Here is a 24,947-nt window from a genome sequence, read left to right as displayed (position 1 = left end):
AAAACAATGGGAATATTCCGCCCAGCGCGGTGAATATCACCTGCGATCAATGGAAGGCGGCGGATCAACAAGCCGCCATCCTTCAAACAGAGAGGACCCCCATGCGTATTTCCAGCCGTTTCACATTGGCAGTCTCCGCCGTTGCCCTTGCCCTGACTATGGGCACCGCTGCCCAGGCAGCCAGCCACGGCGGCATCAAGAAGGTCATCATCGGCACCGAAGGCGCCTACCCGCCCTTCAACAACCTTGAAAGCGACGGCAGCCTTGTCGGCTTCGATATCGACATCGCCAAGGCACTTTGCGACGAGATGAAGGTCGAGTGCGAATTTGTCACCCAGGACTGGGACGGCATCATTCCCGCCCTGCTCGCCGGCAAGTTCGACGCCATCATCGCTTCCATGTCGATCACCGAAGAACGCAAGGAAAAGGTCGACTTCACCAACAAGTACTACAACACCCCGCCGGCCATCGCCGTGCCCAAGGACAGCGACATCACCGAAGCCAGTGACGCCGGTCTGGCCGGCAAGATGATCGGTGCGCAGTCCTCGACCACGCATTCCAACTATGCCGAGGAAAAGCTTCCCTCAGCCGAACTGAAGCTTTACCCGACGCCGGACGAGTACAAGCTCGACATCGATTCAGGCCGCATTGACGCCGTGATCGACGATGTCATCGTGCTTTCCGAATGGCTCAAGTCGGACGCAGGCACCTGCTGCAAGCTTCTTGGCACGCTGACACCCGATCCGGTGATCAACGGCGAAGGCGCAGGCATTGCCATCCGCAAGGGCGAAACCGAGCTGCGTGACATGTTCAACACCGCCATCGCCGCGATCCGTGAGAACGGAACCTACAAGACCATCAACGACAAGTATTTTGACGTTGACGTCTATGGCGACTAAACCGGTCCGGTATCGGTAGAAAACACGAAAAGGCGGCGGACGTGCCATCGTCCGCCGCCGCAATCCAAGACCGCGAACAAGGCGGCACGGGTCAGGGGACAGCATGGAACCGACAGCAACGCTGGGAGGGCAGCTCTACTGGTTTGCCTCGCTGTTTGATCCGTTCTGCGGCCCGGTCGGCTTTCTCAATCTGCTGCCGGAAAATTCGCTATTGTCTTGCGGCGACACCGGCTGGGGCGACGAGGTCGCGCGCGGGTTCTTTGTCACCATCACGCTGGCTGCCTGCACCTTGCCGATCGGGCTGCTGATCGGTCTGTTTCTCTCCCTGGCACAGCAGACCGAAGTCCGCTCGCTGCGGATTTCCGCCAATATCTACACCACCATCTTTCGCGGCCTGCCCGAGCTGCTGACCATCTTCATGATCTATTTCGGCCTGCAGATCGGTGTGCGCGAAGCGGCGCTGGCGCTTGGTTACGAGCGCGGCTTCGATATCAACTCCTTCGTCGCAGGCACCATCGCCCTGGCGCTTGTGTTCTCTGCCTACGCCTCGGAAGTGCTCTCCTCTGCGTTCAAGGCCATTCCCAAGGGCCAGTACGAGGCGGGCTATGCGCTTGGCCTGCGCCCGGGCAAGACCATGCGGCTCATCATCCTGCCGCAGCTTGTCCGCATTGCACTTCCCGGACTTGGCAATCTCTGGATGATCCTGATCAAGGATACCGCGCTGATTTCGGTGATCGGGCTTGGCGACACGCTGCGCCAGACCGGCATCGCCGCCAAGGTCACCAAGGAAGCCTTCTTCTTCTACGGGCTCGCCTGCCTGCTGTTCCTGGCCCTGGCGATGGCCTCCTCCGTCGTGTTCTCCAAGATCGAGACCAGCGTGCGCCGCTCCGGAGTGAACCGATGAGCGTCGCCGACGAACTGATTGAACCGCGGCCCGCACCGCCGGTCGAGGCGTTTCGCTGGAGCCGCATGCGGATCCTCGGCGCAACCCTGCTGGGCATGTGGGTGCTGGCCGGCATCGCGCTGGTGGCCTGGCTGATCGACGCCTGGGACATCGACAAGGTCACCACCTACGGGCCGAAGTTCCTCTCGGGCCTGGCAACAACGCTGACCCTTGTCGGCATCTCCGTCACCCTGGGCGCAATCCTGTCGGTTCCGGTTGCGCTGGGGCGGATGTCATCCAACCGGGTGCTGTCCTCGCTTGCCTATGGCTATGTCTATTTCTTCCGCGGAACACCGCTGATCGCACAGCTGTTTCTGATCTATTACGGCTTCGGCAGTTTCCGCGACCAGCTCGAGGCAGTCGGATTGTGGGTGTTTTTCCGCGACGCCTGGAACTGTGCGCTGTTTGCCTTCACGCTCAACACCGCCGCCTACCAGGCCGAGATCCTGCGCGGTGCCATCGAGAGCGTCACCCGAGGCCAGCACGAAGGCGCAGCCGCCCTTGGCCTGACCCGGTTCCAGACCTTCCACCGCATCATCCTGCCGCAGGCGATGATCGTGGCGCTGCGACCTTACGGCAACGAGATCATCCTGATGATCAAGGGCTCGGCGATTGTCGCCATCGTCACCGTCTTCGACCTGATGGGCGAAACCCGCCGCGCCTATTCCCGCACCTTCGATTTCCAGACCTATATCTGGGCGGCGGTGTTCTACCTTGTCATCGTCGAGGCGCTGCGCAATATCTGGGAAAAGCTCGAACAGCGGCTCACCCGCCACCTCAAGCGATAACCGGACCATTCACCGCTTGCTGCAAACGCCCCTTTGTATAAAAGGGGCGCGAAACCTTATTTGGAGCCACTCATGGCCAAGACCGACGACGATGCTTTGGCGGAAGCCTACAACCGGGCCCTCGCGCTGGAAAAATCCGGCGATTTCGATCTCGCAGCCACGGCCTATGCCGAAGTGCTGGCGCTTGATCCCGACGACCACGGCGGCGCAGCAGTCAGGCTCGCCTCGATGAAGCGCGGCGACGTGCCCACCCGCGCGCCCGAAGCCTATGTCACCACCCTGTTCGACCAGCATGCCGAGGTGTTTGACAAGGTACTGGTCGAGGATCTGGGCTATCATGTGCCGCTTCTGCTCAGGCAGCGGCTGATCGAGCTGGGACTGACCGGTTTCGACCGCATGCTCGATCTCGGCTGCGGCACCGGGCTGACCGGTGGCGCGCTTGAAGATATGGTCGATGATGCCACGGGCTTGGATCTGGCCGAGAACATGGTCGAGATCGCCCACGAAAAGGGCCTCTATGACATGCTCTATGTGGCCGACGCGGTCGACTATCTCGAAGACAATGACGACGACCCGTTCGACCTGGTTGCCGCAACCGACGTGCTGCCCTATCTCGGCGCCCTCGAACCGCTGTTCGAGGCGACGGCGAAAAACGTCACCTCCGGCGCGCTGTTCTGCTTTTCAAGCGAAACCCTGCCGGAAACCGAATTCGAGGGCCGTCCCTATACGGTCGGCCGTTTCCAGCGCTTTGCCCACCAGCAATCCTATGTACGCGAAGCGCTTGCGGCTGCAGGCTTCGAAACGCTGGAGGCCGGCGACATTGTCGTCCGCCACGAACAGGGCCTGCCGATAGCCGGTCACCTGTTCATTGCCAGGAAGCTGTAAGCCGGTCCTGGTTTGTGGAATGCGCAACAAGCCTGCAATCGCTCAAGGCAACGGTCAACAGTTTCCTTGAGCGCCATTCCTGCCTGCTGCGCGTAGCGTCCACGGTGATCAGGCTGAGGCGCCTGTCTTGATCCTGGAAAAGTAGTCGCTCCATGCCTGATGCGGGCGGCCTGCTGCTTCGGCGTAGTTGCTGATAGTGTCGAAGCCCCCTTGCCGGATCCCGGAATATATGCCGGTGATAACCGTGCCGATGAACTCGCCGAGTTCGGCAATCCGGTCCTGCCGGTAGTCCTCTACGCTCATGGCGCGATACACCAGCGACGTGCCAAAAGCCTGGTTCAGGTGGTCAGCCAGTTGCGCCTGTGTCAGGCATTCGCCATGCAGATTGTAGGTCTGGCCGTTGTGGGCGTCGCTGAGAAGCATTTGTGCATAGGCATAGGCCAGTTCGGCACGGGTGGTGTAGCCGCACTTTCCGTCACCGGCACAATTGGCGATTTCGCCGGCAGCCTTGTAGCTTTCGATATAGTCGATGTCCGGCTCGATATAGATGCCGTTGCGGCCGATGACCCATTCAAGGCCGCTCTCGCGCACGTCCTGCTCGGTCTGGCGGTTGCTCTTGACGACCGGAGAGAAGCTGGTGCCGTCAGCAGGCCCCTGCACGCTGGTGTAGACAATCTTGCCCACCCCGGCAGATTTGGCTGCCTCGATGACATTTCGATGCTGCCCGATGCGTTCACCCGGTTCACTCATGCCCGAGACCAGCAACACGACATCCACACCACTGAGCGAACGCTCGAGACCTGCGCGGTCGTCATAGTCTCCCGGGCGAACCTCGACCCCGAGATCCTTCGCCTTTTCCGGCGTCCGGGCCAGCGCAATGACCGTATCGGTGCCGTCACGGGCGATCAAAGCCTTGACGATTGCGTGGCCCAGATGGCCGCTGGCGGCAGCAACTGCAATGGTAACCATTGTAACGGTCCTTCTATGAGGTCAGGAAGTGGTTTCGGAGGCGGCTGCCGCCAGACGATTGACGCTCATGACCTTCCAGATGCGGTAGGCTTCCAGCGCTGCCAGCGGAACGAAGTGGACCAGCGCCGGGCCAAAACTGTTCTGGACAAAGAGCCAGTGCAGCAGCGTTGCGACCGCCGCCGGATAGACAAAGCGCTGCAACGTCTTCCAGGAGCGGCGAAGCTTGCGCACGGAGGCATCGTTGGATGTCAGCGCCAGGGGCACGAAAATGACGAAGGCCACCCAGCCGGTCCAGATGCCGAATTTCGTGATATCAGCGACAACGGCGGACAACGTACCCAGGTCAATCACGTAATAGAGCGTATGCAGCGCGGCATAGCCGAAGGCGGCCACGCCAAGGTAGCGGCGGCGGCGCATCAGCCACAGCACGGCGCCGGATTTCGGAAACAGCATCCGCAACGGGGTGAGCATCATCGCGATAATCATGAACCGGGCGGAAAACTCCCCGGTGGGATGAAGCAGCGGCTCCAGGTCCCCGCCCGCCAGCGCACCGTTGATCAGGCCGAAAGCCGGCAAGGCCAGCAGCAGCCAGAAGGCATAAGGCGAATTGAGAAGGGTTTTCAGCTTGTTCATTGTCTTGTCTCCGGATGCGACGGCCCGCCGGCACTGTCCCAGGTCACGTTGAGCGATTCCCGGAAGGCGAAACGCTCGAGGTGGCTTCCGATTACCTGCTCCAGCTTGCCGGTATCCTCGCCCTCGACGCTCAGGATCAGTTCCTCGCCCCGGGCCTCAAGCGTGCAACTGCCGAATGGCAACTTGATGGAGCCGTTCAGGGGATCGAATTCAACCGGCACCTTGTGGCCGAAATGCTTGCAGAGTTGTTGCAGGTACTGGCTCGCCTTTGGCGTTTGGACGCGGCTGATGGATTGTGTCATCGGGTATCCCTTTCTTCTCTCCACAAGATAGGGGTATTCCGATTGTTTGACTTGATGGGGTAAATTTGAATAACTATCTCATCAAACCGAAAGCTGTGATCCATGATTGATGACCTGCGCGCGCTCGCCATTTTCGCCAAGGTTGCCGAAGCGGGCAGTTTCAGCGCCGCCGGCCGGGCGCTTCGCCTGTCGACGTCCGTGGTCAGCCACCATGTGAAAGCGCTTGAAACCCGCCACGGCGTCACCCTGCTCCACCGCTCGACCCGCGCACTGTCGCTGACATCCGACGGCCAGAGGCTTCTGCAGTCGGCCAGGCGCATGGTCGAGGCGGCGGAGGAAGGTTTCGACGCCATCGCCGATATCAGCGCCGAACCCGCCGGCGCACTGAAACTGACTGCGCCCGCATTCCTGACAAACAGTCTGCAGGAGAGCGCAATCTGGCAGTTTGCACGCCGCTACCCGCATGTCGCCATCACGCTGCATGGCAGCGACGAGCAGATAAATCTGGTGGCCGAGGGTTACGATATGGCCATCCGCCTCGGGGCCATGCCCGAGAGCACCTTGAGAAGCCGCAAGATAGGCACCTTCGAGCGCTGGCTTGTCGCTGCGCCCTCCTATCTCGAGACCATCGAAAAGCCGTCGGTTCCGCAGGATCTGGCGCGGTGCGATTTTGTGCTCCTCGACATGTTGCCGGACAAGTTCGTCCTCACCCGCGGCACGGAAGAAGTCACTATCCATCCCGACCAATCGCGGGTTCTGGTCAATTCGATCAGCGGCGCACGGTCCGCGGTTCTGGCCGGTCTTGGCTTGCAGAAGTTGCCGGTAAGCGAAATCGGTGAAGACCTTGCAGCCGGACGTCTGGTGCGGGTTCTGCCGGAATGGTCGCTGCCGACGCTCAACATCTATGCCGTCTGGCCCGCATCGAGCCGCCGCAGCAGCCTGGTCAATTTGCTGCTGGAATTCATCCTCGAAGCGCAGAACGGTAAACAAGCGGCCTAGCAACCGGGCTGATACAGGGACAATCCGGCGCAAGCGGCCGATGCGGCAAAAATCGCGGCACCACATGACCGGTGTTCATCAACCCCGCGAAAATGCATCAAGGCCGCCAAACGGGGTCTCCCCTTGGCGGCCTTGATTTGTCTGTCACGAGACAGATCGATCTACATCAGTTTGAACACCGACGGATCGGGGCCGTTGCGCAGGCCCACGTCGAGGCCGGCGATGGCTTTCATCTCATCATCGGTGAGTGCGAAATCAAACACATCGAGGTTCTCCGCCTGGCGGGCCGGATTGACCGAGCGGGCAATCGCCGCATGGCCGAGCTGCATGTGCCAGCGCAGGATGATCTGCGCCGGGCTCTTGCCGGTGCGCGCAGCCGCGGCCTTGACAGGCTCGGCTTCAAACGATTTGCCATTGCCCAGCGGCGTCCACGCCTGGACGACGATCTTGTGCGCGTCGCAGAATGCCCGCAATTCGGGCTGCTGCAGCTGTGGATTGATCTCGATCTGGTTGAGCGCAGGAGCCTCACCGGTCTCCTCAATGAGCCTCGTCAGGTGGTCGGCATTGAAGTTCGACACGCCGATCGAGCGCATCAGCCCCTCGTTGCGCATTTCGATCAAGGCCTTCCAGGTCTCGACATAGAGGTTCTGGCTCGGCACCGGCCAGTGGATCAGCACCAGATCGAGCTGGTCGACGCCGATGCTCTTGAGGCTGCGCTCGACCGAGGCCCGCGCCTTGTCGCGCCCATGTGCATTGTTCCAGACCTTGGTGGTAACGAAGATCTCGTCGCGCGGCACGCCAGAGCTCTTCAGGCCCTCGCCGAGTCCGGCTTCATTGCCATAGATGAAGGCGCCGTCAATCAGCCGGTAGCCGGTCTTGATTGCGCTTGCCACCGCCGCAGCAGTCTTGTCCTGCGGGATCTGCCAGATGCCGAAACCGAGCTGTGGAATTGTGTGTCCGTCATGAAAAGGGATTGAGTTCATAGTGCTCATAACAATCTCGCTTCTGCCTGCCCACGGGATTTCGGACATGCCGCCACACGCAATCCATCCCGGGTTCTATTGAGGTAAACTGGCGCATGCCATGACATGCGATGGCGCCGATTCAGGTATTCAAGCGGTATATAAGGGCCCCGGCCCGCTGGAACAATGTCGAGCCGGAGCAAGGCTCCGCCTATCCGGGCGCGAGCCGCCACACCCCGGCCGGATCGACAACATCCGTTGCAGGAATCTCGATCGAGTTCACATCGGCCCACAACGGCGCGAAATCGTTGTAATGGCCCGAAAACACATTGCCCGACTGCCCGGTTGTCTGGATGTAGGTTGCGCGGTCAAGATCGGCCATGTCGAAAATGCCGCGATAGCTCGACGCATTGGTGTTGGCATAGGGATCCTTCTCGTCCTGGATCTGGGTGCGCCCACGATCAAGCGTGAACGGTCCACCACCGCTTTCCACCTCGACGTTGAAGAACCGCCTGAGCAGGCTGACTTCGCCGAAGGGACGATGCGCGCCCTTGGCGTAATGCGCTTCCCCCCAGCGCCATTTGCTCGGATCCTCGCCATACCGTTCGGAGAGATCTGCAACCGCCGCCTCGAATGCCTCGGCCACGATCTGCTCGCAGCTTTCCTCATCCGCAGTGGATTTGACATCGCACCAGTTGCGCGCTGTCTCGCCGTCAAGCAGTCGCTCCAGCACCTTGCCCCGCACCTTGAACCAGTCCTCGAACATGAAGCCCAGATCGTCTTCGAACGCCATGATCATGGTCTGGCGAACCCATGCCATGATCAGCAATGGCTCCATCTTGTCGCGCGTCATGGTCTCGTCCCAGGAGGCAAGACGTGCCATGAGATCCTGGTTGGCCTGCGACAGCGGTGCGCTTTCCAGCGCTTTCAGCAGGCGCGGTTTCAGGCTTGCAAAGGCCGGCGAGAACACATCGGCCTGCACCTGCCGCGACATCGCCGGTGTATGTTTCTCGTTCGAGCCGTTGATCAGTTCCTCGATGCGGTTCTGCCGGTAAGGTTCATCCCAGTCGAATGTCAGGTGAAGCGGGTAATCCGGGCCGACGATCTTGGTATTGGCCGTGGCAATCAGCCCGCTCTCCGGATTGGTCTGCCGTGGCAGATCCTTGTAGGGCGCATAGCCGCGCCAGTCATAGATCGCATTCCAGCCCGGTGCCGGTGCGCGTCCCATCAGCCGGTTGGCGGGATCGCGCCGCGGCACCCTGCCCGCCGCCACAAACCCGATATTGCCGGACCGGTCAGCCACCACCATCGACTGCATCGGCGTCAGGAAGGCTTCAAACCCGTTCTGGAAATCCTCGACCGTGCGCATGTCGTAAAGTCTCGGACCGACCATCGCCGTGGTGTCGTCATGCGCCAGCGCCACCCATTGCAAGGCCGCCACGGTATTCTCCGGCAGCAGCTTGTCGAAATGCTTGTAACCGGCCGGGAAAACCGGTCCATGCCGGGTCCACAGGCGGGTGAATGTCTCATCCTCGCCGCCACGAACCTTGATGACCTCATCTTTCTTGCCGAAAGGCGCCCAGCCCGTCGGGGTCAGATACTCGTCCGCATTGTCCGGATTGACCCGCTCGACAAACACGTCCTGCGCATCCGTGGCCGTGTTGGTAAAGCCCCAGGCAATGTCGTTGCCGCGTCCCAGAAGCACGAAGGGCGTGCCTGGCAGCGACGTGCCGATCAGATGCCGCGGTTCGTCGAACTCTTCGGTGACCTCCAGATGCGCCAGGTACCAGACCGACGGCGCCATCAACCCCAGGTGGGGATCATTGGCGACAACCGGCAGCCCGGACTGGGTCCGCTCCCCCGAGATCACCCAGTTGTTGGAAGCTCCTGTCGCCAGCACGCCGTCAATATCGGTGAATACATCCGACGCATCGGCCGTGATCATGGTTTCGCCGATCGGCGCCGGATCAAGACCGAGCAACGCTGTCAGGTCCGGCATTGGCGGAGGCGTGTCGGCATCGAGATAGGGCAAAAGGTCGAGCGTTTCGGCCTCGCTCAGTCCAAGCCGGTGAAACCCGAGCCGCAGCGCCTCCTCGCGCAGGTTTTGCGCCAGAGAGATCGACATCATCTTGATCGATGTCAGCGTGTCGACGGGCCTCCACGGCTCCGGCTTGTGGCCAAGGATCACGTATTCGGGCGGCAGCTTCGACGAAAACACCTGCGGCGTCCGTTCGAGCCACGCATTGACCCCACGGGCATAGCCCTCGAGCATCGCCATCGTGTCTTCATCCATCACCGCGAGCGACGCCTCGGCCGCCTCGTGGATGGCCATGGTCCTGAGCCAGATATCAGTGCTGACGGTGGCGCTGCCGAACATTTCCGACAGCCGTCCCTGCCCGGCCATGCGGCTGACTTCCATCTGCCACAGCCGGTCCTGCGCATGGGCAAAACCAAGACCTGCGGCAACATCGGCACGGGTCGCTGCCTTGACATGCGGCACCCCGTTCTGGTCCCGCGTGATCGTCACCTCGCCGCTCAACCCGGCGATCTGCATCTCCCCGTCAGACGGCGCCTGCGAACGCGAAGCCCACAACATTCCCGCGCCCACGGCCATGACCACCAGCGGGACAAGAAGAAGAATGAGCTTGATAAGCCCTTTGACGATACGCATCATTGGTCTATGTCCCTCCCAGCAGCCGGCGGCTTGTTTTACGTAACTTGCAATCAGGTCAGCCGTAAAGCGTATTTGTGACAAAAGGATAGGCGAAATGGCAACAGTTTCCTTCATCGGACTCGGCGTTATGGGTTACCCCATGGCGGGACATCTGAAGACCAAGGGCGGTCATGAACTCAGGGTCTACAACCGCACGGCCGAGAAAGCCCGCAAATGGGCCGATGAATTTGGCGGCACTGCCTGCGACACCCCGGCCGAGGCCGCCAAGGGCGCTGATTTCGTCTTCACCTGCGTCGGCAACGACGATGATTTGCGGTCCGTCACGCTGGCTCCTGGCGGCGCCCTGCACGGCATGAGCAAGGGTGCGATCCTGATCGACAACACCACGGCCTCGGCCGAAGTGGCCCGGCAACTGGGCGACGCCTGCGCGGACAAGGGTTGCGGCTTTCTCGACGCGCCGGTGTCGGGCGGACAGGCCGGCGCTGAGAACGGCGTCCTGACCGTCATGGTCGGCGGCGACCAGTCGACATTCGAAAAGGCCAGCCCGGTCATCGACGCCTATGCCCGCATGGTCGGCCTGATGGGCCCGGTCGGCAGCGGCCAGCTGACCAAGATGATCAACCAGATCTGCATTGCCGGCGTGGTCCAGGGCCTCGCCGAAGGCATCCATTTCGGCAAGAAGGCCGGCCTCGACATCGAAAAGGTGATCGACGTGATTTCCAAGGGCGCCGCCGGTTCCTGGCAGATGGAAAACCGCCACAAGACCATGAATGCCGGCAAGTACGACTATGGCTTCGCCGTCGACTGGATGCGCAAGGATCTCGACATTGTGCTCAACGAGGCCAGGCAAAACGGCGCCACCCTGCCGGTGACGGCTCTGGTCGACCAGTTCTACGCCGACGTGCAGGCCATGGGCGGCAATCGCTGGGATACGTCGTCGCTGCTGGCGCGCCTGGAAAAATAGCATGGCGCCCCGCCGGCCACCCGAAAACGCCGACTACACCGTGCCGGACATCCTGGCATGGCTGGAGGCGAGCGGGTCGGCGGACAACATTGCCGGCATGCAGCGCTTTGGCATCAACACCGACAAGGCTTTCGGCGTCGGCAACGCGGCTCTAAGGCCTTTTGGCAAAACTCTGGGCCGCGACCATGAGCGAGCCCTCGAGCTCTGGCAGACCGGGTTTCGCGAAGCCCGGTTGCTGGCCTTGTTCACCGATGAACCCGGCCGGGTAAGCCCGACACAGGCACGCGAGATGGCAGCCGATTTCAACAGCTGGGAAATCGTCGATCATGCCGCCGATCTGTTCGTCGATGCCGGTCACCTCGACGAGCTTGTGCCGGAATTTGCCGCGGACGAGCGCGAATTCGTCCGCCGCACCGCTTTCGCCATGATCGCCTGGGCCGCGGTGCACCTGAAAAAGCGTGACGATACCGATTTCATCGCCCTGCTCCCACTGATCGAATGCTACGCCGACGATCCGCGCAATTTCGTCAAAAAGGCAGTCAACTGGGCGCTTAGGCAGATCGGCAAGCGCAGCCTGACCTGCCATGCGCCTGCACTTGGTCTGGCCGAAAAACTCGCAGCCTCGCAAGACAGGACCACGCGCTGGATCGGCAACGACGCTGTCAGGGAACTGACCAACGACAAGATCCGCCAGCGACTGGCATCAAAACAGCGCTAGAACCGGAGGATTACATCCCTTCGGCGGCATCCTCGATGATGTCGGAAAGCAGTGCGTTCACCGCATCACGCTCGCCTCCGGCCGGCAGCTTCCTGAACCCGACAGTGACCTTGCCCGGTGTTTCGGCCGGCTCATAGGCGAACACCACATAGGGGCAATAGGCGATATCGCCGATATCGGCTTCCATCACCTTGCGCGACACCACGGCCGAGCAGAACGTGAAGAATTCCGCGTCCTTGTAGAGCATCTTGTTGGCATCGACATCGGTGGCGGTGCGCTTGAGCATCTCGCCGATGAAGCCGTGGTAATCCACCTTGAAGCCGCGATTGACGATGGCGTTCTCAATGCCCGAGGTGACATCGGCAAAGGCCGCATCACTTTCCACGGTCTTGACATCGTCGCCAGCGGCATGGGCGGCGCTGGGCAGCAGGAATACGGCCATGGTTGCAGCAAGAAGCGTTTTCATCACAATCCTCCGGTAAGGGACTATTCCCTCGACATATCGAAATTTCACTATACACCGAAAACCGCGATGCAAGTGAGTGATTTCACCGCGGCGTATCGCCTCTGCGATGACTGTCACGCTTCAATCACCCGCGAAAAACCGGGACTGGATGGCAGCAGATCAGCTTGATTCCGATTTTTCCTTGGCCAGCTGGATGTAATCCAGCGGCAATTGCGTGGTGTACTTGATCTGCTCCATGGCAAAGGATGAGGACACGTCGCGGATTTCGATCTTGGCGATCAGCCGTTTGTAGAACGCGTCATAGGCGGCGATATCAGGCACCACCACGCGCAGGAGATAATCGACGTCGCCGCTCATCCGGTAGAATTCCACCACCTCCGGAAAATCGGTGATCACTTCGGAGAACCGCTTGAGCCATTCATTCGAGTGGGAATTGGTCCGGATCGAGACGAACACGGTCACCTTGGCATTGACCGCAGCGGGATCGAGCAGCGCCACGCGGCGCTTGATCACGCCGTCTTCCTCCAGCTTCTGGATACGGCGCCAGCACGGCGTTGTCGAAAGCCCCACCTTCTTGGCGATTTCGGCCACTGCCAGCGTGGCGTCTTCCTGCAGCAGGCGTAGTATCTTGCGGTCGAGGCGATCCATGAAAATCTCCGGAAACAGGATTGAACTCCCTGATATCGCGTCTCAGGCCCCTTCACAAAGAAAATTTTACCACAAAACGTCACATTGATAGTTTGTGATTTCCCACTATCGGGAGATTTCCTGTTTCACGATCCGCTTGAGTTCCGGCAGCAGCTCGGCTTCGAACCAGGGATTCTTGCGGATCCAGCCGCTGTTGCGCCAGGACGGATGCGGCAACGGCATCACCGGACAATCGGTCTCGCTGCTGGCAAGAATGGATTTCCAGTTACGGACAGTTTCTGTGAGAGTCTTCTGCCTGAGTTTCCCCAGGTGCCAGGCATGCGCATATTGCCCGATCACCAGGATGAGCTTCAGCTGCGGCATCTGCTCCAGCACCCTGCTCCGCCAGGCCGGCGCGCATTCCCGCCGCGGCGGCAGGTCCCCGCCCTTGGCGTCATGGCCGGGAAAACAGAACCCCATCGGCACAATGGCGAAGTTGTCGGGATCATAGAACTGCGCCTCGTCAACCCCGAGCCAATCGCGCAACCGGTCTCCCGATGGATCGGTGAACGGTTTGCCGCTGAGGTGGACCCGCATCCCCGGCGCCTGCCCGGCAATCAGGATCGACGCTTTCGACGAGGCCACACAGACCGGGCGCGGCTCATGCGGCAGGGCGTTGGCCGGGCCGCCGGCGGGCGTATCCCGGCAAATCCGGCAGGCCGCGATATCGGTCAGCAGCTGCGCCAGCGCCGTATCATTATCCCGAGTATCACCGGCGGTCTGGCTCATCTGACCGTCACACCTTCGCACTCGGCCGCGAGGAGACCGCCTGGTACCAGCGCATGACATTCTTGAGATGCTCCGGACGTTCGATCTTCGCCGGTTTCATGAAGTCGATCCCGATCATGCCGGTGATATCGGCAATGGTATAGCGGTCGCCGGCGATGAACTCGCGGTCCGTCAGCTCCTTGTCCAGCATCTCGAGAAAACCGAGCGCCTTGGGCCGGTTGATCTCGCCCCATTCGACCAGCTGAGGCACTTCCCATTCCTTCATCGCCGGATGGGTGTGCCGGAAGGCATTGGCGACCGCGCTGAGAAAGATCAGCTCCATCCGGCGACTCCACATTTCCACGATTGCCTTGTCCCTGGCGTCCGTCCCCATCAGCGGCGGTTCGGGGTGCAGTTCCTCGAAATAGCGGCAGATGGCCACCGATTCCGAGATCGCCGTGCCGTCATCAAGTTCCAGCACAGGCAGCCGCTGCAGCGGATTGAGCCGGGTGACTTGCTCGGACTTGTGACCCAGCTGTCCCATGTCCACCGGCACCTTTTCCACCTCGATGCCCTTCTCGGCCAGGAACACGGTAACCCGGCGCGGATTCGGCGCGCGTCCGCCATCATAAAGTTTCATGCGATTTCCTCTCCCCAACAAAAAAACGATCAGACACCAAACAGCCGCCGCAGGAAAGCTGTCAGCGAGGATAATCCCGCATGCAGGTCCTCGTCCATGCCGCCGTGCACGGTGCGCCATTGCTTTGGCGTCTCGAAATCACCGGCCCAGAGCCCGGCCCGCTCCATCCTGGCTTCGGTCTCGGCCCATTTGTAATCGCCGAAGGCAATGGCGTGGCCCGACCGCACCATCGCCGCGTTGAGATCGACACCGCCTGCCGTACAGCGCACCAGGTCGCGGCCATACCGGTCAATGCCTTCCCCCTTGCAATCGACCGGTGTGCCGCCGATCAGGCCTCTCAAGTGCGATGCGGCCTCGATTCCGCAACCATAATCATAGCCATCCTTGCGGCAGCGCTGCTTGAGTTCCGGCGCGTCGATCCCCTTGAGCCGCAAACGCCGCTTTCCCATGGCAAGGCTGTCGCCGTCCACAACCCGCACCTGACCGGAAATATCGGTTGCAGCAAAACGGTCCATACGGGCGGCAACCACAGCTGCGCCGGCAAAAACCATGATGGCGACACAGATATCGACAAATTTGCGCCAGCGGGTGCGCCGTGATCTCGCTCGCCTTTTCGGGAATCTCATTGGCCCAGATGATCCTATTCACCCATTGGATTCAAGACGATTGATCCGGCTGCAATTCAAAATGCAAACAGCTTCTTAAACATTGGCGGCTAGATTTTCATTCCGAACCGGAGAAATCGGAAGCACTGTGTCGACGCCCCAAACCATGACCGACAAGAATATTGTCGATCGTTCGCGCACCCACAAGAACGCGGCGGTCATGAAAGCCGTGCGCGCCACCCGCGAACAATTGCAGCATGGGCGGGAGATTTCGCCGGTTTTCGACAATGAAATGCTCCGCTTGCACATCAATGCGGTTCTGCAGGGCGCAGCCGCGCCGGCGGTCCTGGTTCTCCTGACCGCGATTGGCGGGCTGTGGTTCGATGATGCGCTGTGGCTGCTCGCATGGGCGCTGATGACACTGGTGGTCTATGCAGGCCAGATACTGGTTGCCCGCCGCGCCTCGCGTGGACAGTGCACCGAGGAAAACTTCGGCCGCTGGCGCAAGCGTTTTCTCGCCGCCTATGCCCTGATTGGCCTGACCTGGGCGCTGTTTGCCTACCAGCATTGCACCACCTGTCAGGGCGACACCTTCATTTTCTACAAGTCGGCCGTCCTGCTGATCGCCCTCGCCGCCACGGCGATGACGACGTTCTCCTTGCGCTATGCCTTCTACTTCGCTGCCATTCCGGCCATTCTGGCGCTCGCGGCCCGCGCCGCCATCAGCCGCGACGTGGCGGACTTTTCCGCGTTCGCCATGATCTGTGCCGCCGCCCTGTTCTTTGCCTTCATGTCACGGCGGCTCTACACCACCAATCTGAAGATGCTCAGCTATCAGACCGAAAAAGACGATCTGATCGCCGAACTCGAGGTCGCCAATTCGGTGTCTGACGAGGCGCGCCGCCGCGCCGAGGAGTCCAACCTGGCCAAGTCCAGGTTCCTTGCCTCGATGAGCCATGAGTTAAGAACCCCGCTCAACGCCATCCTCGGCTTTTCCGAAGTCATGTCCGGCGAGGTGCTCGGCCCGATCGAAAATGCCAGCTACAAGGAATATGTCGGCGACATCCACCGCTCCGGCCAGCATCTGCTCAACCTGATCAACGAGATCCTCGATCTCTCCCGCATCGAGGCGGGGCGCTATGAGCTCAACGAGAACGCCCTGTCGCTCGCCGATATCGCCGAGGATTGCATCGCACTGGTGCAACTCAAGGCGCGCAGCAAGAACATCCGCATCATCGAGGCTTTCGAGGAAAACCTGCCCATGGTCTGGGCCGACGAGAAGGCGATGCGTCAGGTGGTCCTCAACCTGCTGTCCAATGCAGTCAAGTTCACCCCGTCCGGCGGCGAAATCCGCATCAAGCTCGGCTGGACCGCCGGCGGCGGACAGTACCTGGCGATCAAGGACAATGGCCCCGGCATCGCCGAGGAGGAAATCCCCGTGGTGCTGTCAGCCTTCGGTCAGGGTTCGGTCGCCATCAAGAGCGCCGAACAGGGCACAGGCCTTGGCTTGCCGATAGTCCAGGCCATTCTGGCCAAGCATGGCGGCGAGTTCGTTCTCAAATCGAAACTGCGCGAAGGCACCGAAGGCATCGCCATCCTGCCACGCAACCGCGTGCTCGAAAGCATGGCCCCGGTCGAAGGCGTTTCCGGCGCAGCGGCCAGGAAGAAAAAGCGCGCGTTCGCCTGACCCCGCGCTGTCCTTGTTTGACCTGACCGGGCCTTATTCCTTGCCGGCAACACCCGCCTGGGCAAAGGTCGCCATGCCGGAATGACACTGCGCGGCGGCCTTGACGATGCCGGCAGCGAGCGCAGCCCCGGTCCCCTCGCCCAGCCGCATGCCAAGCGCCAGCAAAGGTGTCTTGCCGAGCTTTTCGATCGCCGCCATGTGGCCCGGCTCCGCCGAGACGTGGCCGATCAGGCAATGATCAAGCGCGGAAGGATCTGCCGCATGCAGCACGGCCGCAGCTGCGGTTGCCACGTAACCATCGATCAGCACCGGGATCCGCTCCATCCGCGCGGCAAGGATTGCGCCGGCCATGGCGGCAATCTCGCGTCCACCCAGACGCCGCAGCAATTCGAGCGGATCGTCAAGATGGGTCTTGTGCAGCGCCACGGCAGTCTCGACCGCGGCAATCTTGCGCGCCAGCACTTCGCCTTCCGATCCGGTGCCCGGGCCCACCCAGTCGACCGCCGAGCCACCGTAAAGCCCATAGAAAATCGCAGCCGCAATCGTGGTATTGCCGATACCCATCTCACCGATGCACAACAGGTCGGTGCCGCCGGCGATTGCCTCCATGCCGAACGCCATGGTCGCCGCACAGGTGCGCTCGTCCATCGCCGCCTCGGTGGAAATATCACCCGTCGGCACTTCCAGCGCCAGGTCGAAGATCTTCAGACCCAGATCATTGGCAACGCAGATCTGGTTGATGGCAGCCCCACCGGCGGCAAAATTCTCCACCATCTGCGCGGTCACCGAGGACGGGTATGGCGTCACACCCTGCGCCGTCACTCCGTGATTGCCGGCGAAAATCGCCACAAGCGGCCGCGTGATCTGCGGCGAGCGCCCGCTCCAGGCGGCCAGCCAGAACGCGATCTCTTCAAGCCTGCCCAAAGCGCCTGCGGGTTTGGTCAATTGCGAATCACGTTCGCGCGCCTGTGCAAGTGCGGCGGTGTCCGGACCCGGCAGATTGCGCAGGAGCTCGCGAAAATCATCAAAAGGCAAACCGCTGGCACTCATTTTTATCTCCAAGACTCTTCTGCGCATGACGCGCGACGTGGCCCGGTGTAATTGTCAAATCGCCCAAGGACAATAACGTTCGCGACATCGGCGGATCTTGATCCGAACAATGCCGCAGGCCGGAGACCGATATGCAGTTCAGCGATTACATCGACGACCTCGCCCGATCCACAGGATTTCTCAGCCGCCTGCCAATGCCGGCGCGCCATTTTTCCGGGCATGACGGCTCCCTGAGCCGGGCTGCGGGCATGTTTCCTGCCACGGGCCTGATCATCGCGCTTTGCCCCGGTTTGGCTATCCTGATCCTGTCTGCATTCGAAGCCAACGCCGCACTGACCGCGATCCTCGCGCTCTCGCTCCTGATAGGCGTGACCGGCGCGCTGCACGAGGACGGGCTGGCCGACAGCGCCGATGCCTTGGGCGCACGCGGCGGACGCGAGCAGATGCTCGAAATCATGAAGGACAGCCGCATCGGAACCTATGGCGTGCTGGCGTTGGTGATAAGCTTCGCGCTTCGCGTCACCGCCCTGACCATCATCATTTCGGTTATCGGCGGCTGGAGCGCCTTTCTGATCTGTCTTGCCGTTGGCTCGGCCTCCCGAACTGCCATGGTCTGGCACTGGACCGTTCTAACCCAGGCCCGGCAGGATGGCGTCGCAGCCTCGGTCGGCGCCCCGGAAGACAGGGCGCGCACCCTCGCCCTCATCTCCGGCGCAGCCCTCTTCGTCCTTCTTGTGACACTCGCGTCGGGGCTGGTGACTGCGCTTCTCGGCCTGGCGCTGCTCGCAGCGGCGGCAGGCAGCTGGACGTCCCTGGTGCGCTCGAAACTCGGCGGCCACACCGGCGACACCATCGGCGCCACCCAGCAGATCTGCGAGACAGTCTGCCTTGCCACCCTTGCCCTTTTGCTGTGAACGACCGATATAAACCGATATAAAATGACCACAGTGTCCGAAACCGAGCGAAACCGCCCATGAGCATAGAATCGCCCTGCATCCTGGTATGCTCGATAGACATGAAGACCGGATATTGTTTCGGCTGCGGGCGCACGCGCGACGAAATTGCCGGCTGGATGGATTATTCGCCCGAAATCAGGCGCCAGTTGATGGCCGATCTTCCGGCGCGGCTGGAAACGGTCGAACGCAAACCCCGCCGCGAAACCAGGCGGCAGCGCATGGCGCGCGAACGTCAGGACAGCTGACAGGCATGGTTTTCATTCTCGCGCTGATTGGCGTCGCTCTCGCCGTCCTGATCTTCAACCATGAAACCGGCTTCAGCTTCGGCCTGCCCAATGCCGATCTCGCCAGCCTGGTCTATCTGGGGCTGATTGGAGCAGTCGTCGGTGCAGGCGTGGTCGGCGCCCATCGCAATATCGGGGAAATGGTCCGCAACCTGCTGATCTGGGTGGTGATGATTCTCGGTCTGGCCACCGGCTGGCTTTACCAGGACCAGGCCAAGGAGATGGTGCTGCGCGTTGCCGGCGGACTGGCGCCCGGCCGGCCGGTCACGGTATCTGACGAAAATGGCCAGGCTGTCCTGATCCGCAAATCCCTAAACGGGCATTTCCAGGCCGCTGGCGAGGTCAACGGCCAACCGGTCGATTTTCTCATCGACACCGGCGCCACATCGATTGCGTTGTCGCATGACGATGCCCTGCATATCGGTTTTACCGATGCCGAACTGAGTTATACGCTGATTATCAACACCGCCAACGGACAGGCCCGCGCCGCGCCCGTCCGTCTCGACACGGTGACCGTGGGCTCGGTCGTTCGCCATGGATTGCGCGCCATGGTGGCCGAGCCGGGGCGCCTAGACCAGAGCCTTCTGGGGATGAATTTTATCTCTTCCTTAACCGCATTCGAGATGCGGCGGGACGAAGTCATCCTGCGCGACTAGTATAGCCTCGAAATCGACGCCCGCCTGCAGCACTGTGGCAATGTTCCTACCAGTGGAAAGCCTCAGGCAAGCGAGCTGTGACACTGTCGGCGAAAGTCCGTCTTCAAAAGCCGGATATCCGTCAGTTCAACGGTCGTTTCGTTTGCTTTCCCGGTCACAGGTCGCACCATGATTTCAAGCTATCAGTCCTATACTTTCTACACGAAAGACATCAACCAGACGCTGAGCCGAAAGGCGGCGGATGCGGTGATCAGCCGGGAACTGCAATATTACCGCGAGACGATCGGATCGATCACCAGCATCGACGAGTTTCTCGACAATGACCGGGTGTATGCCTACGCGATGAAAGCCTACGGGCTGGAAGAAATGACCTATGCGAAGGCCTTTATCCGCAAGGTTCTCGAAAGCGACCTGACCGACACCAGCAGTTTCGCAAACCTTCTGACCGACACCAGGTACAAGACGCTGGCGGCGGCCTATGACTTTGGCAAAACCGTCACTTCCGAGATTGTCCAGACCCCCACCCAGATGGACAGCCTGATCGGCACCTATGAACAGACGATCCAGGACAATGACAGCCAGTTGAGGGCGGACACCAATTATTTCACCGCCGTGGTTCCGACATTCACCAATGTCGATGACCTGTTCAAGGACATACGTGCCCGCGATTACGTCTTCACCACCTTTGGCATCGATCCCGATACGTTTGACTACGACACCATCAGGAGCGTGCTCACCAGCGACATCGCCGATGCGGGCAGCTACATCAATTCCGTTATCGCGCCGAAGGTCGATGACTGGACTGTACTGGTTGCCGATCTCAACACGCAGTTGGCCGATCCGTCGAAAACCGCCGCTGAAAAAGAGAAGATAAACTACCTGATCACCCAGTATTCGAAGTCCATCGCCAAGGCCGACAATTTCTTCAATCTGGCCGCATCGTTCAATTTCAAGGCAGATGGAACGCTGGACGCGGGTGTCGAGCCGATGAATGCGGCGCAGATGAAGCTGGTCACCGAATCTTACGTGCTTTCTCAGCCAAGGCTGACCTCCACCGGAGCGTTGCTCAACAAGGAGTATTACGAAAACACGATTTCCAGCATCACCACGATTGACGAGCTTCTCGACAACTCCCGGCTCTCCATCATGATGCTGACGGCCTATGGCGTGCCGCTGACCACCAGCCGCGCCGATGTCAAATGGGCGCTGGAGCAGGACACTTCCGATCTGAACGGAGAGATCTACACCAAGAGCGACGAGATCATCGCACTGGCCAAGGCGTTCAATTTTGAAAGCGACGGCACCATCACGCCTGGCAAGGACATTCAGGACAGCGACCAGCTGTTCATGACGATGGCCAATTACATCGACAAGTACAACGACGCCGATGATGAGGCCGATGCTGCGGCAATCGCCAAATACAAGCTCTATATCGGGCTTACCAGCAACCTCGACGACTTCCTGTCGGCCCAGCCGGCTGCCGTGACCATCCGCGAATTCGCGCTGAAGGCCTTCAACATATCGCCGGACGAAGTCTCCACCTACAAACTGAAACAGGTGTTCACCAGCGATCCCTATGATCCCAAAAGCTACGTGAACACGATGGGTGACGACCGCTTTGTGCAGCTGGCAAAGGCGTTCAACTTTGCCGCCGATGGCAGCATTGGTGCACCGCGCTACGCGCAGTCCGAAAATGAGATCACACGGATCGGCAAGGCCTACTACACCGCGGTGACAAGGCTCGATTCGAGCGAATCCTCCAAGGCGGCAGCCGAAGATGAGGTTGCATATTACCGCACCCAACTTCAGAACCTTGAGACCGTCGACCAGCTCCTGGCCGATGTGCGCCTGAAAAACGTGCTGCTCGTTGCGGAAGGTCTCAGACCGGTCGACGTGAGCAACGAGACACTCAGGGCCGTGCTGCTTTCCGACCTCGATGATCCCGACAGCTTTGCCAATCAGCAAACCGACATCGGGTTCCAGAAGATCGCCGGATCGTTCAATTTTGACGCCGATGGCTTCATCCGCCCCAACAACAGCCAGAGCGTACAGAACGAACGTGGACTTGTTGAAACCCAGCGTCTTTACCTGAACCAGGCAATCGAAGAGGAAGCCGGGGAAGAAAGCCTGGGCGCGCGTCTGGCACTCTATTTCGAGCGCATGGCGCCAACTCTGACCAGTGCCTATGACATTCTCGCAGATGACGCCTTGGCGCAATTTGTCCGCATCGCATTCTCGATTTCGGAAGAAACGGCCGCCAGCGACATCGACAAGCAAAAAGAGATGCTGGACCGGTTCCTCGACATTGATGATTTGCTGGATCCGGAAAAGGTTGAAACCCTGGTTCAACGCTTCCTGGCTCTCTATGACATCGACAATGGCGCCGAGGACCCTCTGCTCACGCTTATGAACGGCAGCACATCGATCAATTTTGAAACCGTGGCGACACTGGCGCAACTGCGCGCAAGCTCCTGATCAAAACCCGGTGCCGCATACCGGCACCGGCAAGACCCGGCGATAGCCGCTCCTCTTCGGGTTGAGCGTCAGGTCAGGCTGTAGAAAAATCGCGCAGCAACCAGCAGCATGAAACAGCCGAAGCCTGTTTCCAGCTGGCGCTTTTCAAGCGCATGGGCAAAGCGCACGCCCAGCGGCGCAACCACAAGCGTAATCGGAATGATCAGCGCCACCACCAGCCAGTTGATGTAACCGGTCGAAAACGGCGGCAGTCCGTTTGCCCCCCACCCGGCCCATATATATCCAAACAGCCCCGGGATGGCGATCAGCACACCAATGCCCGCGGAGGTCGCCACCGCCTGATGCACCGGACGTCCGTACAACGTCATGAAGGTGTTGTTGAGCACGCCTCCGCCAATTCCCATCAATCCGGACAACAGCCCGATCGACCAGCCGACGATGGCCCTGACCGGATTGGACGGCACCACGCTGCCCAGCCGCCAGTGCTGCCGGTTCAACAGCATCCGCAGGCCAACCAGAATGGCGATCAGCGCGAAGATCGCGCGCAAGCCTGCACTCGACACTGAAGCCGCGATCACCGACGCGGAGAGAACCCCGAGCGGCACCGGTATGATCCAGCTGCGCAACAGCTGCATATCGACCGCTCCCCTTTTCCGGTGCGCCAGAAACGACCGTATCGATGTCGGAACGATGATGGCCAGCGACGTGCCGACAGAGAGATGCATGCGCACCGCATCGTCGATGTGAAGAAGTCCGAAAAGCTGATAGAAAACCGGCACCAGGATTGCCCCGCCGCCAATGCCGAAAAGGCCCGCAAGGAACCCGGCCACAGCCCCGGCTCCGGCAAGGGCTGCCGCAAACCAGATCAACTCACCCATTGGCGGCATTCAAGCATTCCTTGTCCGGCGTTCCGCCGTTTGCCGGAACATGTCGCCTGCAGCCTTTAGCTTAGAAGCCCGCTGTCATCAAACAGAGACATTCTTAAGGCATCATCCAGTCACGGTCGGGGGCTCAACATCAGGCCGTCTGACTCCATGGGCCGGATCCCCGCTTGCATACCGGTCGCGTCATGAGTCCTTCCGTTCCGGGTCGACGCCCATCCCCTGCAACGGGCTGAAGGCTGGCATTGTCCAGCCTTCCTTTTTGCTCAATCGCAGTGCCGGTAGCCGGTCTTGCGGGTTCTCAGATCAAAATGGAAGTGATCCTTGTGATGAATGTCGCTTCCGGGGCCGAGTACGGTGGTGAAATATTTGCAGCTGTCGCTGCGGACGGTCTTGAGCAGGCTTTTCTCACGGAAGGAAAAGAAACCCGGCTTTCTCACCGAGATTGCCTGCCCGTTGTCGAGCGTGATCTTGCCGACATCGATCGCATTGCCGCGTGCATGCTCGGACATCGGCGCGCCGCGTTTGGAATTCATCGTCCGGCAGGAATAGGAGGAAAGCTGACGGATCTCGCTCACGCCGGAGAGATAGCGAAGCCGGGCCGCGGGCGCGAGTTCGTTCTTCACCCATTGTGCGAACGCATTGGTGATCTGGCAATTGAGCTTGGCGGCAGGCTTGATCCTGATCCCGCCGGAAAGTTCGGTGACTTCGATCGGATACGGGATCGAGCACCCCTTGCCGCTGCTGATCGCTGGCAGATCGCGATAGGTCACGCCAAGCCGCTTGAGACGGTTGCGGCAGGCTTTCTCCGCCGCCGGCATGCCGCCCGCCCACTGCGGTGCGCTCATCGGGTTGGTGACCCGTGGCATCAGCCCCGCAACCTGAACCGGGTTGTCAGCGCTGCGATTGCCCCGAAGCTGGTCCTCTGAGCCGGTCACCATGCCACCCGATCCGCTGTCCACGGTGTAACCGGACGTGCTGGCCAGTTGCGGATTGTCGGTGCCGATGCCGGTCACGATCGGCTGGTCGAGCCTGCCTTCCGGCAAGGCGGAAGTCGTCTGGTTCACGTCCACCCCTGCCGAGACAGGATAGGCGAGCACGTTTTGCAACGGAGCATCCGGGCTGTTGGGAATGCGTGCATCGGACGCATCGGCGAACATGGTCGGCGCAACCGGCGCACTGGCCATCCTCATCGGCGCAACAGGTTCGCTCAGGATCACCGGCGCTGCCGGTTCGATCGCCAGCAAATCCCCCGGAGGCGCCATATCACCTGTGCACCCCCCGGCAAACAGCACGGTGGACAGCGCCAGCCCTGCCTTTGACAGCCGGTGGTGGCGGCATCTGGATACACGAGACAACATGGATTTCTCCGAGGATACGCAAAACTAACCATGACAATCCCACACAACAGTAAAGGAAGCCTGATCCCTGGCGTTAACGTCTGGGGCAATATTGCGGCACAGATCCTGCGTCACTGCGATCCAGTTGCAAATGCAGCCGGCCATGCCAGACCGGACATTCCCGCTTCATCCCCATATTCTCGCCTGCGCTCCCTTCAAAACTGACCGGCGCCGGGCTAAACCTGATGCTCAATCAGGAGATGACCATGATCAGCCCGACCGGTGAATTGACTTTGCGGACACTGGCCATGCCGGCCGATGCCAACGCTGCCGGAGATATTTTCGGTGGATGGGTGATGGCCCAGATGGACCTTGCCTGCGGCATCCGCGCCGCAGAGCGCGCCAAGGGGCGCGTGGTCACGGCGGCGGTCAACGAAATGTCGTTCGCCATGCCGGTCAAGATCGGGGATACGCTGTGCATCTACACCGACATCGTCAAGGTCGGCCGCACCTCGATGACGCTTCTGGTCGAGGCCTGGGCGCAGCGCTATCTCTCGCCACAGATGGACAAGGTGACCAATGCCCTGTTTGTCATGGTGGCGCTCGATCAGGACAACAAGCCGACCCCGCTGCCGCCCGAGTGACCAGCAGCGGCGCCGCAACGCCATGACGCACGATTGAATCGGCGTGTCAGCGTCCGGATTCAATCCGTTAGCGACAGACATCAAGCCATTAAAATAAAACAATAAATTCCAAACCGAAAAAGACCGTGAACC

At 60.6% G+C, this 24,947-nt stretch carries 26 protein-coding genes; 13 read left to right on the top strand and 13 right to left on the bottom strand.

The window, feature by feature from the left end:
- Positions 1 to 158 precede the first annotated feature (158 nt).
- From WNY80_RS02395 to WNY80_RS02380, 4 genes are all read left to right on the top strand, one after another.
- Positions 159 to 899 carry an ABC transporter substrate-binding protein gene (locus WNY80_RS02395; RefSeq protein WP_342886291.1) on the top strand — a complete coding sequence of 247 codons (741 nt, stop codon included), beginning with the start codon at positions 159 to 161 and terminating at the stop codon, positions 897 to 899.
- A gap of 103 nt (positions 900 to 1,002) precedes the next feature.
- The gene (locus WNY80_RS02390; RefSeq protein ID WP_342885740.1) at positions 1,003 to 1,803 is read left to right on the top strand and encodes an ABC transporter permease; all 801 of its coding nucleotides are present in this window, start codon (positions 1,003 to 1,005) and stop codon (positions 1,801 to 1,803) included.
- Positions 1,800 to 2,630, top strand: coding sequence for an ABC transporter permease (locus WNY80_RS02385; protein ID WP_342885739.1), 831 nt, complete (start codon positions 1,800 to 1,802; stop codon positions 2,628 to 2,630). The genes WNY80_RS02390 and WNY80_RS02385 overlap by 4 nt, the downstream gene beginning before the upstream one ends.
- Before the next feature lie 72 nt (positions 2,631 to 2,702).
- Positions 2,703 to 3,515: a methyltransferase domain-containing protein gene (locus WNY80_RS02380; RefSeq protein ID WP_342885738.1), complete on the top strand. Its 813-nt coding sequence runs from the start codon at positions 2,703 to 2,705 to the stop codon at positions 3,513 to 3,515.
- Between the two features lie 108 nt (positions 3,516 to 3,623).
- On the opposite strand, the gene WNY80_RS02375 is transcribed toward WNY80_RS02380, so the two are convergent.
- From WNY80_RS02375 to WNY80_RS02365, 3 genes are read right to left on the bottom strand one after another with little or no spacing between them, the layout of a single operon-like run.
- Positions 3,624 to 4,484: an SDR family oxidoreductase gene (locus WNY80_RS02375; RefSeq protein ID WP_342885737.1), complete on the bottom strand. Its 861-nt coding sequence runs from the start codon at positions 4,482 to 4,484 to the stop codon at positions 3,624 to 3,626.
- Positions 4,485 to 4,505: 21 nt separating this feature from the next.
- Entirely contained in the window at positions 4,506 to 5,117 is a 612-nt protein-coding gene (locus tag WNY80_RS02370) for a ferric reductase-like transmembrane domain-containing protein (protein ID WP_342885736.1), read from the bottom strand.
- On the bottom strand, positions 5,114 to 5,419 hold the full coding sequence (locus WNY80_RS02365; RefSeq protein WP_342885735.1) for a DUF2218 domain-containing protein: 306 nt from the start codon (positions 5,417 to 5,419) through the stop codon (positions 5,114 to 5,116). The genes WNY80_RS02370 and WNY80_RS02365 overlap by 4 nt, the downstream gene beginning before the upstream one ends.
- 102 nt (positions 5,420 to 5,521) lie before the next feature.
- Between WNY80_RS02365 and WNY80_RS02360 the strand changes: the two genes are divergently transcribed.
- Positions 5,522 to 6,418, top strand: a complete 897-nt coding sequence (locus WNY80_RS02360) for a LysR family transcriptional regulator (RefSeq protein WP_342885734.1) — start codon at positions 5,522 to 5,524, stop codon at positions 6,416 to 6,418.
- A 161-nt stretch (positions 6,419 to 6,579) separates the two neighbouring features.
- On the opposite strand, the gene WNY80_RS02355 is transcribed toward WNY80_RS02360, so the two are convergent.
- Both WNY80_RS02355 and WNY80_RS02350 read right to left on the bottom strand, forming a co-directional pair.
- The gene (locus tag WNY80_RS02355; protein WP_342885733.1) at positions 6,580 to 7,410 is read right to left on the bottom strand and encodes an aldo/keto reductase; all 831 of its coding nucleotides are present in this window, start codon (positions 7,408 to 7,410) and stop codon (positions 6,580 to 6,582) included.
- A 181-nt stretch (positions 7,411 to 7,591) separates the two neighbouring features.
- Positions 7,592 to 10,054 (bottom strand): penicillin acylase family protein, encoded by a 2,463-nt coding sequence (locus WNY80_RS02350; protein ID WP_342885732.1) that lies wholly within the window; start codon positions 10,052 to 10,054, stop codon positions 7,592 to 7,594.
- A gap of 94 nt (positions 10,055 to 10,148) precedes the next feature.
- On the opposite strand from WNY80_RS02350, the gene WNY80_RS02345 reads away from it, so the two are divergent.
- Both WNY80_RS02345 and WNY80_RS02340 read left to right on the top strand, forming a co-directional pair.
- Entirely contained in the window at positions 10,149 to 11,018 is an 870-nt protein-coding gene (locus tag WNY80_RS02345; protein ID WP_342885731.1) for an NAD(P)-dependent oxidoreductase, read from the top strand.
- A 1-nt stretch (position 11,019) separates the two neighbouring features.
- A complete protein-coding gene (locus tag WNY80_RS02340; protein ID WP_342885730.1) occupies positions 11,020 to 11,736 on the top strand; it encodes a DNA alkylation repair protein in 717 nt (238 codons plus the stop codon).
- A gap of 10 nt (positions 11,737 to 11,746) precedes the next feature.
- Here the strand turns inward: WNY80_RS02340 and WNY80_RS02335 are convergent, their stop codons facing one another.
- From WNY80_RS02335 to WNY80_RS02315, 5 genes are all read right to left on the bottom strand, one after another.
- On the bottom strand, positions 11,747 to 12,202 hold the full coding sequence (locus WNY80_RS02335) for a DUF302 domain-containing protein (protein WP_342885729.1): 456 nt from the start codon (positions 12,200 to 12,202) through the stop codon (positions 11,747 to 11,749).
- 159 nt (positions 12,203 to 12,361) lie between these two features.
- Positions 12,362 to 12,850 (bottom strand): Lrp/AsnC family transcriptional regulator, encoded by a 489-nt coding sequence (locus tag WNY80_RS02330; RefSeq protein ID WP_342885728.1) that lies wholly within the window; start codon positions 12,848 to 12,850, stop codon positions 12,362 to 12,364.
- A 105-nt stretch (positions 12,851 to 12,955) separates the two neighbouring features.
- Positions 12,956 to 13,618, bottom strand: a complete 663-nt coding sequence (locus WNY80_RS02325; RefSeq protein WP_342885727.1) for a uracil-DNA glycosylase family protein — start codon at positions 13,616 to 13,618, stop codon at positions 12,956 to 12,958.
- Positions 13,619 to 13,625: 7 nt separating this feature from the next.
- Complete coding sequence (locus WNY80_RS02320) at positions 13,626 to 14,237, bottom strand: glutathione S-transferase (RefSeq protein WP_342885726.1); 612 nt, start codon at positions 14,235 to 14,237, stop codon at positions 13,626 to 13,628.
- Between the two features lie 29 nt (positions 14,238 to 14,266).
- Positions 14,267 to 14,863, bottom strand: a complete 597-nt coding sequence (locus tag WNY80_RS02315; protein ID WP_342885725.1) for a thermonuclease family protein — start codon at positions 14,861 to 14,863, stop codon at positions 14,267 to 14,269.
- Positions 14,864 to 14,990: 127 nt separating this feature from the next.
- Between WNY80_RS02315 and WNY80_RS02310 the strand changes: the two genes are divergently transcribed.
- Positions 14,991 to 16,529, top strand: a complete 1,539-nt coding sequence (locus tag WNY80_RS02310) for a HAMP domain-containing sensor histidine kinase (protein WP_342885724.1) — start codon at positions 14,991 to 14,993, stop codon at positions 16,527 to 16,529.
- Between the two features lie 33 nt (positions 16,530 to 16,562).
- Here the strand turns inward: WNY80_RS02310 and cobT are convergent, their stop codons facing one another.
- Positions 16,563 to 17,579, bottom strand: a complete 1,017-nt coding sequence (gene cobT, locus WNY80_RS02305) for a nicotinate-nucleotide--dimethylbenzimidazole phosphoribosyltransferase (RefSeq protein ID WP_342885723.1) — start codon at positions 17,577 to 17,579, stop codon at positions 16,563 to 16,565.
- A gap of 131 nt (positions 17,580 to 17,710) precedes the next feature.
- Between cobT and cobS the strand changes: the two genes are divergently transcribed.
- From cobS to WNY80_RS02285, 4 genes are all read left to right on the top strand, one after another.
- Positions 17,711 to 18,493 (top strand): adenosylcobinamide-GDP ribazoletransferase, encoded by a 783-nt coding sequence (cobS, locus tag WNY80_RS02300; RefSeq protein WP_342885722.1) that lies wholly within the window; start codon positions 17,711 to 17,713, stop codon positions 18,491 to 18,493.
- Between the two features lie 59 nt (positions 18,494 to 18,552).
- Positions 18,553 to 18,780, top strand: coding sequence for a DUF1289 domain-containing protein (locus WNY80_RS02295; RefSeq protein ID WP_342885721.1), 228 nt, complete (start codon positions 18,553 to 18,555; stop codon positions 18,778 to 18,780).
- Between the two features lie 5 nt (positions 18,781 to 18,785).
- Positions 18,786 to 19,475: a TIGR02281 family clan AA aspartic protease gene (locus tag WNY80_RS02290; RefSeq protein WP_342885720.1), complete on the top strand. Its 690-nt coding sequence runs from the start codon at positions 18,786 to 18,788 to the stop codon at positions 19,473 to 19,475.
- 168 nt (positions 19,476 to 19,643) lie between these two features.
- A complete protein-coding gene (locus tag WNY80_RS02285) occupies positions 19,644 to 21,950 on the top strand; it encodes a DUF1217 domain-containing protein (protein WP_342885719.1) in 2,307 nt (768 codons plus the stop codon).
- 68 nt (positions 21,951 to 22,018) lie between these two features.
- Here WNY80_RS02285 and WNY80_RS02280 read toward each other — a convergent pair whose 3' ends face one another.
- Complete coding sequence (locus tag WNY80_RS02280; protein ID WP_342885718.1) at positions 22,019 to 22,837, bottom strand: sulfite exporter TauE/SafE family protein; 819 nt, start codon at positions 22,835 to 22,837, stop codon at positions 22,019 to 22,021.
- 260 nt (positions 22,838 to 23,097) lie between these two features.
- The gene (locus WNY80_RS02275) at positions 23,098 to 24,192 is read right to left on the bottom strand and encodes an extensin family protein (RefSeq protein WP_342885717.1); all 1,095 of its coding nucleotides are present in this window, start codon (positions 24,190 to 24,192) and stop codon (positions 23,098 to 23,100) included.
- A gap of 239 nt (positions 24,193 to 24,431) precedes the next feature.
- Between WNY80_RS02275 and WNY80_RS02270 the strand changes: the two genes are divergently transcribed.
- Positions 24,432 to 24,815: an acyl-CoA thioesterase gene (locus WNY80_RS02270; protein WP_342886290.1), complete on the top strand. Its 384-nt coding sequence runs from the start codon at positions 24,432 to 24,434 to the stop codon at positions 24,813 to 24,815.
- The last annotated feature ends 132 nt before the right edge of the window (positions 24,816 to 24,947 follow it).

Origin of the sequence: Hoeflea sp. AS16 (assembly GCF_038900095.1) — a bacterium.
GTDB lineage: Bacteria > Pseudomonadota > Alphaproteobacteria > Rhizobiales > Rhizobiaceae > Hoeflea.
Note: the sequence above shows the minus strand (reverse complement) of the source record. Positions and strands in the feature narration are given on the sequence as shown.

Coding starts and splice junctions, on each gene's coding strand:
- WNY80_RS02395 (WP_342886291.1), top strand. CDS start 159: ATGGGCACCGCTGCCCAGGCAGCCAGCCACGGCGGCATCAAGAAGGTC.
- cobT (WP_342885723.1), bottom strand. CDS start 17,579: ATGAGTGCCAGCGGTTTGCCTTTTGATGATTTTCGCGAGCTCCTGCGC.
- WNY80_RS02290 (WP_342885720.1), top strand. CDS start 18,786: ATGGTTTTCATTCTCGCGCTGATTGGCGTCGCTCTCGCCGTCCTGATC.
- WNY80_RS02390 (WP_342885740.1), top strand. CDS start 1,003: ATGGAACCGACAGCAACGCTGGGAGGGCAGCTCTACTGGTTTGCCTCG.
- WNY80_RS02375 (WP_342885737.1), bottom strand. CDS start 4,484: ATGGTTACCATTGCAGTTGCTGCCGCCAGCGGCCATCTGGGCCACGCA.
- WNY80_RS02325 (WP_342885727.1), bottom strand. CDS start 13,618: ATGAGCCAGACCGCCGGTGATACTCGGGATAATGATACGGCGCTGGCG.
- WNY80_RS02370 (WP_342885736.1), bottom strand. CDS start 5,117: ATGAACAAGCTGAAAACCCTTCTCAATTCGCCTTATGCCTTCTGGCTG.
- WNY80_RS02295 (WP_342885721.1), top strand. CDS start 18,553: ATGAGCATAGAATCGCCCTGCATCCTGGTATGCTCGATAGACATGAAG.
- WNY80_RS02315 (WP_342885725.1), bottom strand. CDS start 14,863: ATGAGATTCCCGAAAAGGCGAGCGAGATCACGGCGCACCCGCTGGCGC.
- WNY80_RS02275 (WP_342885717.1), bottom strand. CDS start 24,192: ATGTTGTCTCGTGTATCCAGATGCCGCCACCACCGGCTGTCAAAGGCA.
- WNY80_RS02380 (WP_342885738.1), top strand. CDS start 2,703: ATGGCCAAGACCGACGACGATGCTTTGGCGGAAGCCTACAACCGGGCC.
- WNY80_RS02350 (WP_342885732.1), bottom strand. CDS start 10,054: ATGATGCGTATCGTCAAAGGGCTTATCAAGCTCATTCTTCTTCTTGTC.
- WNY80_RS02330 (WP_342885728.1), bottom strand. CDS start 12,850: ATGGATCGCCTCGACCGCAAGATACTACGCCTGCTGCAGGAAGACGCC.
- WNY80_RS02365 (WP_342885735.1), bottom strand. CDS start 5,419: ATGACACAATCCATCAGCCGCGTCCAAACGCCAAAGGCGAGCCAGTAC.
- WNY80_RS02280 (WP_342885718.1), bottom strand. CDS start 22,837: ATGCCGCCAATGGGTGAGTTGATCTGGTTTGCGGCAGCCCTTGCCGGA.
- WNY80_RS02335 (WP_342885729.1), bottom strand. CDS start 12,202: ATGAAAACGCTTCTTGCTGCAACCATGGCCGTATTCCTGCTGCCCAGC.
- WNY80_RS02355 (WP_342885733.1), bottom strand. CDS start 7,410: ATGAGCACTATGAACTCAATCCCTTTTCATGACGGACACACAATTCCA.
- WNY80_RS02360 (WP_342885734.1), top strand. CDS start 5,522: ATGATTGATGACCTGCGCGCGCTCGCCATTTTCGCCAAGGTTGCCGAA.
- WNY80_RS02270 (WP_342886290.1), top strand. CDS start 24,432: ATGACCATGATCAGCCCGACCGGTGAATTGACTTTGCGGACACTGGCC.
- WNY80_RS02285 (WP_342885719.1), top strand. CDS start 19,644: ATGATTTCAAGCTATCAGTCCTATACTTTCTACACGAAAGACATCAAC.
- WNY80_RS02320 (WP_342885726.1), bottom strand. CDS start 14,237: ATGAAACTTTATGATGGCGGACGCGCGCCGAATCCGCGCCGGGTTACC.
- WNY80_RS02345 (WP_342885731.1), top strand. CDS start 10,149: ATGGCAACAGTTTCCTTCATCGGACTCGGCGTTATGGGTTACCCCATG.
- WNY80_RS02340 (WP_342885730.1), top strand. CDS start 11,020: ATGGCGCCCCGCCGGCCACCCGAAAACGCCGACTACACCGTGCCGGAC.
- cobS (WP_342885722.1), top strand. CDS start 17,711: ATGCAGTTCAGCGATTACATCGACGACCTCGCCCGATCCACAGGATTT.
- WNY80_RS02385 (WP_342885739.1), top strand. CDS start 1,800: ATGAGCGTCGCCGACGAACTGATTGAACCGCGGCCCGCACCGCCGGTC.